This is a genomic window from Pseudomonas sp. AC239 (assembly GCF_979258545.1).
The window spans coordinates 4422507-4435960 of sequence record NZ_OZ409864.1 but is presented as its reverse complement, the minus strand read 5'-3'; the positions used below and the strand labels follow the sequence as shown (position 1 = coordinate 4435960).

Here is a 13454-nt window from a genome sequence, read left to right as displayed (position 1 = left end):
CGCTCGACCAGCCACAGCCGCGTGTGACGAACAGCCACATGCTCCCTCAGATGCCTAAGCTGGCACCGTTGTCCGGTACGCCAAAATCGCCACCCGGAAAAGCACCACCCTCAATGTGGTAGACCTTCGGTTCTGCCGAAAAATAATTCTCCAGCCCCAGCATGAAGCGCTGGTGGTCCTCGCTTTCTTCAAACCCCGGCGAGTGGTCCTCAAGTGACTGCCAGCGCACGATCAAATTGAATTGCTCGGGGGTTTCAATACCTTGCGCCAGCAAGTGGCCGCCATATCCCTTGGCGCGGGTGAGCAACGGTTCGACTTCGGCAAATGCGCGTCGGAAGGCCTCAGTCTGTTGCGGGTGAACGGGCAGCGCAGCGATCTCGTAAACCATGATGTTTCTCCAAAATCAGTGAGCGGATTCAGACGATGAGCGAAGGCTCGACGGCGATGGCGATTTTTCCCAGCAGACCGTTGTTGGCGCTCTCCAGGCGGGCGTGGGCGAGCGGGATGTCGGCGAGCGAATAGACGGCGCCAACGTGTGGCCGCAGCTGACCGCGATCGACCAATGCGCTCAGTTCATCGAGCTTGCCGCGATTCTGCCGGGTGAAGACGAAGTGGTAGCTGGCGTTCTTGCCCCAGGCCTGAACGAGGTTTTGTGGCTGCGCGATGTCGACGATCGAGACGACGCGGCCAAGCTGAGCGAGCGCGTCGGCACTGCGAGACAGGGTATCGCCGCCGATGGTGTCGAACACCACATCAACGCCATGCCCGGCGGTTTCGCGCATGATTGCTTCGACGTAGTCCTCTTGGGTGTAATCGATCACCACGTCGGCGCCCAGGCTGCGGACGAAGTCGGCGTTGGCCTCGCGCACGGTGGTGAACACTCTGGCGCCCATGGCTTTGGCCACCTGAATCGCCACATGGCCGACCCCGCCGGCGCCGCCATGGATCAGAATGCTTTCGCCAACGCGAAGCACGGCCCGCACGGTGAGCGCTTCCCAAACCGTACCGCCGACCAGACTCAGACTGGCCGCCTCAAGGTGGCTCAGCGAGGCAGGCTTTCTGGCGATGATGTTTTCGGCTGCGACGTGGTACTCGGCATAACTGCCCTGCCCGTCGAATATCTGCGGGGTGTACCAGACCTCGTCGCCCGGCGCGAAAGCGCTGACGCCCGGCCCGATGGCTTCAACCACGCCCGACACGTCGTGACCGGTAATGGCTGGCAGCGGCACCAGATCGGGATAGTCACCGCGCCGAACCTGATAATCCAGCGGATTGATGGAAGTAGCGTGCACTCGGACCAGCACCTGGCCCGCTTGCGGAACCGGTTTTGGAACGTCGCTAAGTTCGAACGAATCAGGACCGCCGAAGGATTTCAAAATCATCGCTTTCATGGCAAAACCTCGTATCGATAAAGAGGGATATCGAGAATTCTCGATATCCTAGAGTAAAAAAATTTACAGCTCTTTCCCTATGACCTCTGCAAGCGCGCTGATAGCTGCCTCATTGCGTTTGTAGTAGGTCCATTGACCGATGCGTCGCACTTCAACCAGCCCCACCCGCTGCAACGTGGCCAGGTAACTCGACACCGTCGACTGCGACAAGCCGATACCTTCCTGGATGCTGCTGACGCAGACACCCTCGACGAGAACGTCACCCTCATCCTGCGGGGGGAAGTTCTTCACGGGATCCTTCAGGCCTTCAAGGATCTTGAGGCGCGTCGGGTTCGAGAGGGCTTTGAAGATTTCGATCAGTTCCATGCGCCGATGATATCGAGATTCTTCGATATGTCAATGCGCGATTTTGATCTGATTGGCAGTCTGCGACAGGCGGCATCGGGATTCGCTTCGCCGCCCTGCCCTGCCCTGCCCTGCCCTGCGGCTCAGCCTTGGGGCGCATCCAGCAACACCCACAACCGCACGATCTTTCCCGCTTTGATTTCTGCCACATCAACGCCACTGACGACTACCGGCCCAGCGCTCGGGCCCGCATGCCAGCGCAGGTAACCCAAGCCATGATGCCCAACCGCCGGCCCCTCGGGAACAAAAGCGAAGTCCGACCCGAACTGATCCAGCAACGCACCGGCCACCTCTGAAATCGCCGCCCGCCCGGTGACGATGCCAGTCGGTTCGTACATCGTCGGTGTGTCTGCAAAAAGCTCCTGCACCGCCGCAATGCGCTTCTGTGCATCGCGCTCGTTGAACACGCGCTGCAGGTTGGCCCGCAGCAAGGCGTCGTAGTTTTCCACGTCATTGATATTTCGCGAATCTGAGCCAGACATTTTTGAATCCTCGATTGGTATGTGAAGCCCGGTTGCCCGGGCTCAGCGGTCAACCATGTTTGACCAGGTTCAAGGCTGGCAGCGGTCCGCCCGGGAACTGTGCAAGCATTCCCTGCTGCACACCGCCCAGGTCGATGCCGTAAAAACCCAGTTGAGTAATCAGCTCTGCAACCCTGGTTTTGCTCGCGGCATCTTCACCGGAATAAAACAGCACACGCTTGCCGCCCTCGGCGGTGGGATCGGTCAGCAGAGCCGCGAGCAAATGGTTGAAGGCCTTGACCACGTGCGCACCGGGCAGCATCTGCGCCACCACTTGCGAAGACGGCTGGCCGCCCAGATCGAACGGCTTGAACAGTGGCGCCTCGATCGGGTTGTTGGCATCAATCACGATGCGCCCGTCCCAAGGCCCGAGATCGCGCACGGCATCGGGGATTTTCGACCAGTTCACCGCCAGAAAAACGATGTCCGCCTGACTCGCCTGCCGAGCAGTTACGGCTTGTGCGAGTGGGCCCAATTCGCTGACAAAGCCAGCAAGACTTTGCGGCCCGCGGCTGTTGGCCAGACTGACCGGCAGGCCTGCGTTGACGAGCAACCGAGCGATGGCGCCGCCGATGGAACCAGTACCAATGATGCTGATAGTCATGATGCTCTCCTTACGCTGTGAAGCCGCCGTCGACGATTAATTCTGCGCCGGTGACAAAACCTGCCTCTGCACTGGCCAGGTACGCCACCGCACTGGCAACATCCTTGCCCTCGCCGTACCGCCCCATGGCGATGTTCGGGCGCAGGAAGTCCGCAATGGGCCCGTCGGCCGGGTTCATGTCGCTGTCGGTCGGGCCAGGATGGACGGTGTTCACAGTGATGCCGCGCGGCCCAAGATCGCGCACCAGTCCACGACTGAAACCGGTCAGCGCACCTTTGCTCAGGGTGTAGACGGAGGCCGTAGCGAACGCAGCGTATTGCACCATCGAGCTGCCGATGTGAATGATGCGACCGCCCTGTCCCATGTGTTTGAGCGCTTGCTGAGTGGCGACGAAGACGCCGGTCACGTTCACCGCAAGGATGCGTTGAAAGTCCTCGAAGGCGATGTCCTCCGGGGCACCGAGCACGCTGATGCCAGCGTTGTTCACCAGAATGTCGATCTTGCCGAAACGCTGCGCAACCTCGGCGATCGCTGCACGCACCGCTTCGGGATTGCCCGCATCGGCCGCCAGCGCCACAGCCTGGCCGCCCGCCGCAACGATTTCCTGCACCACCGCTTCGGCGCGATCTGGCGATGCGTTGTAGCTGATGGCGACGGTGGCGCCATCTGCCGCGAGTCGCTTGGCAATTGCTGCGCCGATGCTGCGTGAGCCACCGGTCACGATGGCGATTTTGCCGGTCAGTGGAAGCGTGGATGTGTTCATGGTCGAGCCTCTGGGTGGTTGGAGTTGAGGAGCCTATGAGACGCTTTTTGATCTTCCACCAGTAGTAGAAGCCACCTAGAATCACTTTCAATCATTCGTTGAAGGTGCGCCGATGGAAACGTTAGGCAATTTGCTCTCATTCGTGCGCAGCGCTGAGGCGGGAAGCTTCTCTGCGGCGGCGCGGCGCTTGGGCCTGACACCCGCGGCGGTCAGTCGCAATGTCGCGCAGTTGGAGGCCAACCTCGGCGTACGCTTGTTCCAGCGCAGCACGCGCAAACTCACACTGACGGAGGCGGGAGAGCGCTTTCTGGGCAACGTCGGTTCGGGACTGGAGAGCGTTCAGGCGGCGATCGCCGATGTGGCCGGCAATGCCGGAGAGCCTTCCGGGACTTTGCGTCTAAGTGCGGCACCGGGCTTCGCCAAGGATTTTCTGCTGCCGCTGATGCCCGAGTTTCTCAAGCAATACCCCGCCGTGACCCCTGAATGGCACCTCGACAATCGCCAAGTCGATCTCATCGCGGACGGGTTTGATGCGGCCATCGGCGGCGGCATCGAACTCGCGCAAGGTGTGGTCGCCAGAGCTATCGCGCCGGCGCATCTGATCCTGGTGGCATCGAAGGCATATCTCTCGGGACACAAGCGCATCCGGCACATTGAAGAACTGTCGACGCTGGATCATCTGGCCATGCGCTCGGTGCAGACCGGCAAGGTGCGCAGCTGGATGCTGCAAGGGCCCGATGGGCAACGAGCACCGCTGGAGTTGGCGCCGCGCCTGTTGGTCAACGACCCGCAAGCGCTGTGTCAGTGCGCGCGCTTGGGATTAGGGGTTGCGCTGTTGGCGGTTCCGGATGTGCTGCCGTATCTGCAGGACGGCACGCTGGAGAGGGTGTTGCCGGGTTGGCATGTCGATGCGGGACAGATCTATTTGTACTTTTCCAGCCAGAAGCTGTTGCCGGCAAAGACCCGGGCTTTTGTTGATTTTCTGGTCGGTCAGGCTCGAGAGGATGGCTGGGCGACTCGACTCGACTCTCGAGCTTAGCCAGCAAGTTATACGACCTCTGAAACTCAAGCAGCATCATGCATAAGCGGATTATCAAGCCTTTCAAGCTTGCCGCCCCTGCTCGATTACGGTACAAATCGAACAGTTGTACGACAACATAATAAAAACCTGAGCCACCCTGAGTGGCTATTATTTTTGAGAACTGCCCATGTCCCGTCCTGAATTTGCCCCAACCGTGCCGCCGCCCTTCCCCCGTTATCTCGCCGTGATCATTCTGTTGTGCATGGGTTGTGCGTTCGCCGGCAACCACGTCGCGGCACGGGTCGCTTTTGATGATGGCGCGGGCGTGTTGCTGGCAATTCTGATGCGCTCCGGCGGGACCCTGCTGGTGCTTGCCGTTCTCGTCCTATGGCAGCGGCAAAGCCTGCGCCTGCCGGCGGGCGCGTGGCGTTGGCAACTGTTGTTGGGCCTGCTGATTACCGCGCAGAGCCTGTGTCTGTATTCCGCTGTCGCACGAGTGCCGGTCGCTTTGGCACTGCTGGTGGCCAACGTGTTTCCGATCCTGCTCGCCTTGCTGACCTGGGCGCTGGGCGGCCCACGACCAAGCGCGCGCACCGCGATGTTGATGGGCTTGATTCTCGTCGGGCTGGTGTTCGTACTGGACGTCCCCGGACGTCTGTCAGACAGCGCCAGCGTCGGCCCGGAATGGTTGCTGGGCGTCGCGCTCGCCTTCTGCGCCGCCAGCGTCTTCGCCTGCGCGCTGTGGATCACCGACCACAAACTGTCGCAAGTGCGCGGCTCGGTGCGCAGCCTGCTGACCATCTTCATCGTGTTCAGCAGCGTCAACCTCGCCGGACTGACCGGCGCCCTCCCCGGCGGACTCAACCTCCCCGCCACCTCAACCGGCTGGCTGGCCCTTGCCACGCTTGTGGTGCTCTATGGAACCGGCTTCATTGTGTTGTTCATCTCCGTCCCCCGACTGGACATGCCGCGCAACGCCCCGGTGATGAACATTGAGCCATTGGCGACGTTGTTGATGGGCTGGATTGTGCTGGATCAGATGCTCAGCAGAGGACAGATCATCGGTGGCGTGATTGTGGTGAGCGGGATTGTTTTGCTGACGTATCGGAAGGCTGCGGTGAAGGTTGGGGCGAAGGCTGAGGTTTGAGGGGGTGTGATGGCGGGAGTCGCCGCCGGGGAACCCGCCTGCCGCTACTCATCGGTAGTGGATCTGCAGAATTGCAATTGCCTCCGATAAAAGTGGCAATTGCATGCCTAGGCACCCCTGTTACCAACTACCGTACGGGATACCGTATTTGTCGATATACCGCTTGGCCTTTTCACTTACAGGATAAGCGTAGCGCCCTCCGTTCTTCCCTTGGCTAGGTCCCAACGGGTCAATTTCAGCCTTGGCCTTGGCTACTTTGACGGGTCGATGACAGGAATCGCGAACAAACACCTGCACGACGCCTCCCGGAGCCAGCCCCAAATAAATGGAGGCGCTATAGCTGGCTTGTTCATCCGGAGTTTCAGGACATCGTTGATTAACCGATGCCGCCATCAGTTGCCTGGCTTCTTCCGGCACATCTATCCACACCCGATAGGTCTGTGATTCGGCAATAGACTGCCAGCGCACATAAATACGTTTGGGCAAGTCGGCACCAATCACCGGTTTTGCAGCAGCGCCAACCGCATGCCAGCCTCGAGCGGATTCTTCACCGGTTTCCGGTTCACCGCCTGCTGCGGTTCCCGATCCGGTGCGTCGAAATAAATTGCCGTTGATGTCTTCAACGGCGCTGTCTTCTACCCATACCTTCATGTAGTAGGGTTCGGTGAAGGCGAGCTCCCATGCACTCGATCTGGGGTCGGATTCGGCGGACAGCGGATCAGCGGACTGGCAGCCAGAGATAAAGAGTGCAAACAAGATGGTCACAAAAATCTTCATTACCAAAGCGTCCAGTCAGGTACGTGTGGATGTTGCACTCGGATGGAATCTTGAGTTGGCGCGTTGATGTAAACAGCGTTTATTCCGCTTCCGTCTGTTCGTCCTAATGGATGGTTCCAATTGGCGGAGGTGTGAATGTACTTTAATTTCAGCAATTCGTTTTCCTGCGCTGTGACGCTGTAATTCCCAGCCAGAAATCTATCGCACAACGCTTGAAGCTCTGCCGGAATCGTTAAATCCGGCGTATCTGGAATGTCATTGAAGCGGGCACCCTTTTCTTTCGCCAAGCGATGCATCAATCGCATATACACTCTGGACAGCATGCCACTCACCGGGCGCTTGAGCTGAAGAGCAGCGTAAACACGCTTTTGAGTACGACTGAGCCGATCCCGAGGTTCATTAGGGATGAACGATGCTTCAGGCGTCACTATTTCCAGCATGGCTTTAGGCCAACCTTTGGCCAGCCATTGGCTTTGTGCATCAAGTGCATCGCGATATATTGACGTCGCTTTGACGTCGGTGTTTAAGGACACAACCAGCGTTTGCATGGGGCTTACCAGTACACACTCTTGGGCGCTCTCGAGATAGCCTCCGCCGATATCCGAATGTACCCCCGGTAGCGTAATTTCCAAATGATCAGCTTTGACGCGACTAAGTGCGAAGTTGGCCCTGCATTCATCGCGCGCAGTTAGTTGAACGACATTGGTGAAAAAACGACGGTCGAGATAGAGTTTTATGCCGGTCGCGATCGGGCTCCTTATATTTCCGAGATTGGACCAACCAGCTATCGACGGGACGGTGTCGAACAAGCCGATGAAGCCTATGTCGATGTCTCCTTGGTATTGATCGTTGAATTTTGAACTGAAAGCTCGTGGCAAGTTTCTTAGCACAGTGCCAAGTGGGCCGCGGCTAGTGCGGACGACCTCATTGGCAAAATGCCGCGCAGCCGCCGCGCCGCGACTGAATCCAAACACGTCAAATTTCAAAGATGTAATTTCACTGCCAGGATTATCGATCAGAGCTCGGCTGATGGCCTGTTGAATGCTCGGAAACGAAGATTCGACTCTGCTGGCTACGCCCGTTTCTCCCCGACCAGTGCCCGCACCTAGCTTGCTGTCTTCTTCCCCGGACTGCGTTCCGATACCCTCGACATAAACGACGCGAGAAGCACTCTTCTGGGTACCCTCTCCTATTGCCTCAGGCATGGCGTCGTAAAGGTTACTCAGCTTTTTCACATTGCTTACATCGTTACCATAACTACTATCCGGATCACTCATGTAAGGCATACAGCTAGCCGGTATATCCTCCGGCGCAATCGGATGCTGGGCACCGCACAACAACCCCGCAGCAGAGTTGTTCGCATTGTTGCCTGTGCCATCAAAGAAAACCCCGATCCTCAACGCAATGCCTATTTTCTCAGGCTCGCGCGCGGGTTCTTTCCCGTGTTTCTCATACTCGGCCCAGTGCTGGGCGTGTATGTCGACGGGTTTGGCTTGTTCGTAGCGGTAGTTTTTCGGCGGGTTTGGAACGTAGCCACTCAATCCTTGATTCCTTGTTCTGATCCTTGAAGAACGGCCCGAAGGGTGACAGTCGGGGCCGGGTGGTGCAAGCCGTGGCGGTGTGCCAGTCATGGCACAACCGGGGGATGCGACGAGGTTTGGCGCTCGTCGCGTTGCGGGTTATTTGGCTATTTCGACTTTGTCCAAAGCCTGATTTACCGCGATTTCGCCGAGCATGACGACTTGGGCGATGCCCAGCAGGGTTTTGCGGCGCGGGTTGTCGAGCAGCGCGGCGAAGTCGTAGAGCATGGTGGTGGCCGAGCCGAGGGATTCGCTGGCATTGGCCAGCAGGGATTCGGTGTCGTATTTCGGATTGGCGAGGAACATCTGTTCCGGGGTGGTGGTGCTGGCCAGGATTTCAGCGGGACCGAGATAGTGATCGAGGGCGCGTTCGGCGGCTTCGTGAAGCTTTTTCGAGGCGCTGGATTCGTAGGGCGATGCGGGGTCGTTGGTTGGGGGATTGGGTGTGACTTTGAACATGGTGAAACTCCTGATTATTGGTCTGGAGCTACCAACATCACTTGCAGATGATGGGTGGCAGCTGTGTGCGGGTCTGCAAGACCGGGAAATCAGGAACCCGGCAGACCCGAAGGTCTCCCGCACAAAGCCGCCATTGAGCGGACACGAACAAGTGTCCTTTGGCAGGACGATGCGACTGATTTCCGACGGGCTTGCAGACCCGATCACTGATGAGCAGTGACAGGAGTCAAGTTACGGAGGGAACGGCAGACGCACAAGCCGGCGGATTCTGGCGTAGTCGTAGGGAATGGCGCAAGGCGTTGTAGCCGTTTGCTTGAGTCTGGAGTAATCGTTTAAACGAACTCGGTATTTTGTGTTTATGTGGTGACGAATGGGCTGGCGTCATCGCGAGCAGGCTTACGCCTGCAAGAGGGATTTGGCGGAGCCGAAATTACCGGTGTCTGGCAGCGCATCGCCGCCAACGTGTTCGCTTCCTGATCGCCGACCGCCTATCAAGGATGGCCGCGAAATCAGGGTTTGACGGTGCCTGCGCCTTGCACCAGATCAATCAGCCATGTGCGGAAGGCCACGACCTTGTTGGAGTTGGCAATTTCCAGCGGTGTCACCAGATAGAAACCAAGATCGGATTTCAATCGAAGGTTGAATGGCGCGACCAGCTTTCCGGCCTTCAAGTCGTCATCGACGTAGGTCGAACGTCCAATGCAGACGCCGAGACCATCAATGGCGGCCTGTACCGCCATCATCGCCAGATCGAACGTCAAACGCGTACCCTCGGCCAGTTTTTTCGGCTGGCCCGCCGCGCTTAGCCACATGTTCCAGTCATTGCTTGTCATGCCGCTCACTTGCAATAACTTGTGATGGGCAAGATCGACGGGAGTCCTCAAGGCCTGCGGGCCGAGCAGTAGCTTCGGGCTGCAGACCGGAAAGATTTCGTCCGACATCAGCCAGTCTGCACGCAGCCCTTTCCAGTCACCGAAGCCATAGCGAATCGCCGCATCGATACCGCCCTTGCGGAAATCGACCAGGTCCGTCGAGGCGGTTACACGCACGTCGATATTGGGAAATGCATCCTGAAAAGAAGCCAGGCGCGGCAAAAGCCATTTGGAGGCAAGCGACACCAGAGTACTGATGGTCAACGCACTGTTATTCGTGGACTCCAGCAGCATTTCAGTCGAGTAACGCAACTCATGAAATGCCGAGCGGATACCGGGCAGGTAGGCGTGGCCTTCAGTCGTCAGCGCCAGGCCGTCCTTGAGTCTCAGAAACAAACGAATTCCGAGTTCATCTTCGAGGCGACGAATCTGATGGCTGATGGCCGTCTGCGTGACATTCAGCTCTTCGGCCGCCTTGGTAAAGCTCATATGGCGCGCAGCGGCTTCGAACGCTTTCAATCCATTGAGAGAGGGAATCCGGGTAACCATAAGACTTCGTAATGCTCATGAGATTTTGTCATAAGGTAACAGCGGAGAAGTCCTTTGCAAAATGTTTCAGCGGTCGTGGATTCTAGCGCCGTTCCTGAGCCATTACGGCTTCGGGAACACCCACTCAAAGGATGAGGTCGCCATGAATAACGCCGTTGAAACAAGCAGCGTCGCGCTTGAAAAAACATCCCGGTCAAAAGCGCGCAATGCGTCGAGAATGGCTGAAATCAGCCGTCCGCATTTCGATGCTGCGTATGAAAAAGGTCTGATGGGGGTGTCCTGCCGCGTGCTGGACAACCGCCGTATCGAAATCGCCACCAGCGGCAAGGAGGTGATTGACTATACCCGCTGCGGCTACCTTAACCTCGATGCGCACCCCAAAGTGCTCGCTGCCGCCAGGGCCTCAATGGAAGAAACGCCCTCCACGCACTTTTCGGTCGCCCGTACGCGCCTGTCCGCCGAACCGCTGGTACGCCTGGAAAAAACCCTGGCCAAACTGTTTGACGTCAACGGCATAGTGGTTTTCCCGACAGTCGCCGCTGCCAATATGGGCGCCCTGCCCCTGTTGGCTGCCGGCCTGTTCACCGGCGGTGAAAAGCCGCTGATCGCCTTCGACCGCTTTGCTCATGTGACCTTGCAGTATCACATTCCGGTCTTGCGCGAAGAGACTGACGTAATCGTCATCGAGCATAACGACCTCGATCACCTGGAACGCTTGTGCAAAAGCGGTCGTAAGGTTGCGTATGTGGGCGACGGTGCCTATTCGATGGGTGGCGCCGCGCCAGTTCGCGAATTACGCGCGCTGCAGGATAAATACGGGCTGTTCGTCTATCTGGACGACGCCCACGGGATTTCGGTGGTCGGGCAGCGCGGCGAGGGCTTCGTTCGTTCGCAACTCGACGGTCTGGATGAAAACACCATCGTGGCCGCATCGCTGGGCAAGGGCTACGGTGCCGCCGGCGGGCTGTTGATGCTGGGCACCCAACATGTCGAGAACGCGATCCGCCGTTATGCGCCGACCTACGGCTTCTCCTGCGCTCCCAATATGGCGGCCGTCGGTGCTGCGCTGGCTTCGGCGGAAATTCATGCCACGCCTGAACTGCACAAACTGCAACGGTCACTGCGCAACAACATGGCGCTGTTCGACAACCTGATCCCGACCGAAACCAGCGGCAGCGAACTGCCGATTCGCATCGTTCGTATTGGCAACGAAGAGCAGGCCATTGCCAAAGGCGAGTACCTGTTGCAGCAGGGTCACTACACCTCCGTCGTGTTCTTCCCGACAGTGCCGCGCGGCCAGGCTGCTCTGCGCATGTCAGTCACCTCGGCACACAACCCGGCCGACATCCTCGACTTGAGCCTGATGCTCAAAAGCAGCGTGTCGCCACAAGTGAACCCGGGTGCCGACCAACACCAGCCTGCGCTGGCTGTTTGACTGACGTCGTGCAGGAGACACTTAACGTGAAGCGAATGGATTTGACCGACACCTTTGTCACCGCGGTGACAGATTTCGATATCAACACGGCGTCCCTGAATGAGATTCGTGCCATTCAGGAACTGGTCTACGAGCGCAAAGTGGTGGCGCTGAAGAACCAGCGATTGACTCGCGAAGGCTATCAGCAATTCGCCGGATGTTTCGGCGAACTGGAGCAGTTCAGGCTCAAGAATTACCACGACCCGGCGTTCCCGAACATTCTGGTAATCAACAATCGCAATGGCGGTGGCGCAACCGGTGCACGCAAGCTCGGCAACATGTGGCACAGCGATTCGAGCTACCTGGCAGAACCGTTGCCACTGACCATGCTGCACGCACAGCAATTGCCCGAAGCGGGTGGCGATACCCTGTTCGTGGATATGCAGTCGGTGTACGACGATTTGCCCAGAGACTTGTATGAGCGGGTCAGGAATCGACAAGCCGTACACGACGTGCGCTGGACCTACAAAGTCAAGGAAGACGACGTAGGCGAGTCGATCCAAGAGATTTTCACACGCCTGGAGCAGACATTTCCCGCCAGCACACACCCCACAGTTGCCATACATCCGCGCACCGGACGCGAAAGCCTGTACGTCAATCCGGGTTACACAGCGCACATCAGCGGCTATTCGCCAGAGCAGAGTCAGGCATTGCTTGACCAGCTTTTCGCATTCGCGCTGACGCCGGAGCGGATCTTCAATTACCAATGGGAGCCCCACGATCTGCTGATCTGGGACAACCGCTCCGTATGGCACTGCGCCACCGAACTGCCCCGCGATGCCCAACGGGTGATGTTTCGCATTGGCGTCAATGACGGCGAGTTCTTTGCCAAAGATGAACTGAAGGAGCATGTCGCATGAGCAAAAAGCGCGTTTTGATTGCTCATATCCTCGGCGATGAAGGGAAGCGCCTGCTGCGCGAGCGCGACGATATCGAGGTGGTGGAGTTCGCCAATACGATTGAGCAAAGTCAGTTTCAGGCACTGCTGGAAAGTTTCGATGCCGTACACGGTGTCGTCCTCGGACTGACCCGATTCGGCCCAGCCGAGTTGCAACGCGCGACAGGGTTGCAGGTAGTGTCACGGATCGGCGTCGGCTTCGATGCGGTGGATATCCCGGTAATGACCGAAGCGGCGATTCCGGTAATGGTTTGCGCCAACGCCAATCACCGCGCAGTCGCCGAGCATACGCTGGGATTCATGTTGGCCTTGGCCAAACGCACCGAGGCGCTGAGTCTCCTGGTGCGCAATGGCGATTGGCATCAGCGCTACGAGTATCTGCCCAGCGAGCTGGAAGGTCGTGAAGCATTGCTCATCGGTTGCGGCCGAATAGGCGCTCGGGTCGCCACTCTGCTGTTGGCACTGGGGATGCGGGTCAGGGTGTATGACCCTTATCTCGCCGCGCAGCACTTGCCCCACGGCGTGGAGCCGGTTGCCGTCCTGGAAGGTGCATTGGCGAGCGCCGACTACGTCAGTCTGCACTGTCCCAAAACCGCCGAAACGGTTGGCTTGTTGTCCGCCGAACGCTTGGCTTTGATGAAACCCCACGCGTATGTGATCAACACCGCGCGTGGCGGCATCGTCGATGAACAGGCGCTGTATGAGGCGTTGAGGGAGAACCGACTGGGGGGGGCTGCGCTGGATGTATTTCTGCCGGAACCGCCCGCTCCTGGCAGCGGTTTGCCAAGTCTGGACAACGTTATCAGCTCGCCGCACCTGGCGGGAGTATCCCGCGAGGCCGTCAGCCGCATGGCGAAACTGGCTGCGGGCAATGTTCTCGCGGTTTTCGACGCTGAACCCAACCACGACAACGCGGTGAACCCGCAAGTATTCGCGCGTGCGTTTCAGCTCGCCGACACGCAGTCAGCCAGCACGTTTCCTTACCCAATCTGA

The 13454-nt window shown here is 58.5% G+C and carries 15 protein-coding genes; 5 read left to right on the top strand and 10 right to left on the bottom strand.

Going from position 1 to position 13454, the window contains the following annotated elements:
* Window positions 1-46: 46 nt before the first annotated feature.
* The 6 genes from ACZ0AZ_RS20350 to ACZ0AZ_RS20325 form a co-directional block, all read right to left on the bottom strand.
* Complete coding sequence (locus ACZ0AZ_RS20350; RefSeq protein ID WP_129998452.1) at window positions 47-388, bottom strand: antibiotic biosynthesis monooxygenase family protein; 342 nt, start codon at window positions 386-388, stop codon at window positions 47-49.
* A gap of 28 nt (window positions 389-416) precedes the next feature.
* On the bottom strand, window positions 417-1391 hold the full coding sequence (locus ACZ0AZ_RS20345; protein WP_463537998.1) for a zinc-dependent alcohol dehydrogenase family protein: 975 nt from the start codon (window positions 1389-1391) through the stop codon (window positions 417-419).
* Between the two features lie 63 nt (window positions 1392-1454).
* The gene (locus ACZ0AZ_RS20340) at window positions 1455-1757 is read right to left on the bottom strand and encodes an ArsR/SmtB family transcription factor (RefSeq protein WP_071171906.1); all 303 of its coding nucleotides are present in this window, start codon (window positions 1755-1757) and stop codon (window positions 1455-1457) included.
* 122 nt (window positions 1758-1879) lie between these two features.
* Window positions 1880-2278: a nuclear transport factor 2 family protein gene (locus ACZ0AZ_RS20335; RefSeq protein ID WP_463537997.1), complete on the bottom strand. Its 399-nt coding sequence runs from the start codon at window positions 2276-2278 to the stop codon at window positions 1880-1882.
* Window positions 2279-2327: 49 nt separating this feature from the next.
* Window positions 2328-2924, bottom strand: coding sequence for an NADPH-dependent F420 reductase (locus ACZ0AZ_RS20330; protein WP_463538794.1), 597 nt, complete (start codon window positions 2922-2924; stop codon window positions 2328-2330).
* 7 nt (window positions 2925-2931) lie between these two features.
* Window positions 2932-3684, bottom strand: a complete 753-nt coding sequence (locus ACZ0AZ_RS20325; protein ID WP_463537996.1) for a 3-oxoacyl-ACP reductase family protein — start codon at window positions 3682-3684, stop codon at window positions 2932-2934.
* A gap of 112 nt (window positions 3685-3796) precedes the next feature.
* On the opposite strand from ACZ0AZ_RS20325, the gene ACZ0AZ_RS20320 reads away from it, so the two are divergent.
* Both ACZ0AZ_RS20320 and ACZ0AZ_RS20315 read left to right on the top strand, forming a co-directional pair.
* Window positions 3797-4723 (top strand): LysR family transcriptional regulator, encoded by a 927-nt coding sequence (locus tag ACZ0AZ_RS20320; protein ID WP_463537995.1) that lies wholly within the window; start codon window positions 3797-3799, stop codon window positions 4721-4723.
* 169 nt (window positions 4724-4892) lie between these two features.
* Window positions 4893-5852, top strand: coding sequence for an EamA family transporter (locus ACZ0AZ_RS20315; RefSeq protein WP_129998447.1), 960 nt, complete (start codon window positions 4893-4895; stop codon window positions 5850-5852).
* Between the two features lie 120 nt (window positions 5853-5972).
* Here the strand turns inward: ACZ0AZ_RS20315 and ACZ0AZ_RS20310 are convergent, their stop codons facing one another.
* The 4 genes from ACZ0AZ_RS20310 to ACZ0AZ_RS20295 all read right to left on the bottom strand — a co-directional run bounded on the left by ACZ0AZ_RS20310 (window position 5973) and on the right by ACZ0AZ_RS20295 (window position 10089).
* Window positions 5973-6629 (bottom strand): DUF2931 family protein, encoded by a 657-nt coding sequence (locus tag ACZ0AZ_RS20310; protein ID WP_039762167.1) that lies wholly within the window; start codon window positions 6627-6629, stop codon window positions 5973-5975.
* The gene (locus tag ACZ0AZ_RS20305) at window positions 6629-8170 is read right to left on the bottom strand and encodes a phospholipase effector Tle1 domain-containing protein (protein ID WP_039762169.1); all 1542 of its coding nucleotides are present in this window, start codon (window positions 8168-8170) and stop codon (window positions 6629-6631) included. Before ACZ0AZ_RS20305 ends, ACZ0AZ_RS20310 begins: the two co-directional genes overlap by 1 nt.
* Before the next feature lie 138 nt (window positions 8171-8308).
* Window positions 8309-8668, bottom strand: a complete 360-nt coding sequence (locus ACZ0AZ_RS20300; protein WP_463537994.1) for a DUF6124 family protein — start codon at window positions 8666-8668, stop codon at window positions 8309-8311.
* Window positions 8669-9177: 509 nt separating this feature from the next.
* Window positions 9178-10089: a transcriptional regulator GcvA gene (locus ACZ0AZ_RS20295; protein WP_039762174.1), complete on the bottom strand. Its 912-nt coding sequence runs from the start codon at window positions 10087-10089 to the stop codon at window positions 9178-9180.
* Window positions 10090-10150: 61 nt separating this feature from the next.
* Between ACZ0AZ_RS20295 and ACZ0AZ_RS20290 the strand changes: the two genes are divergently transcribed.
* From ACZ0AZ_RS20290 to ACZ0AZ_RS20280, 3 genes are read left to right on the top strand one after another with little or no spacing between them, the layout of a single operon-like run.
* The gene (locus ACZ0AZ_RS20290) at window positions 10151-11524 is read left to right on the top strand and encodes an aminotransferase class I/II-fold pyridoxal phosphate-dependent enzyme (protein WP_306386474.1); all 1374 of its coding nucleotides are present in this window, start codon (window positions 10151-10153) and stop codon (window positions 11522-11524) included.
* Between the two features lie 35 nt (window positions 11525-11559).
* Window positions 11560-12423 (top strand): TauD/TfdA dioxygenase family protein, encoded by an 864-nt coding sequence (locus tag ACZ0AZ_RS20285; protein ID WP_052269130.1) that lies wholly within the window; start codon window positions 11560-11562, stop codon window positions 12421-12423.
* On the top strand, window positions 12420-13454 hold the full coding sequence (locus ACZ0AZ_RS20280; protein ID WP_463572235.1) for a hydroxyacid dehydrogenase: 1035 nt from the start codon (window positions 12420-12422) through the stop codon (window positions 13452-13454). The genes ACZ0AZ_RS20285 and ACZ0AZ_RS20280 overlap by 4 nt, the downstream gene beginning before the upstream one ends.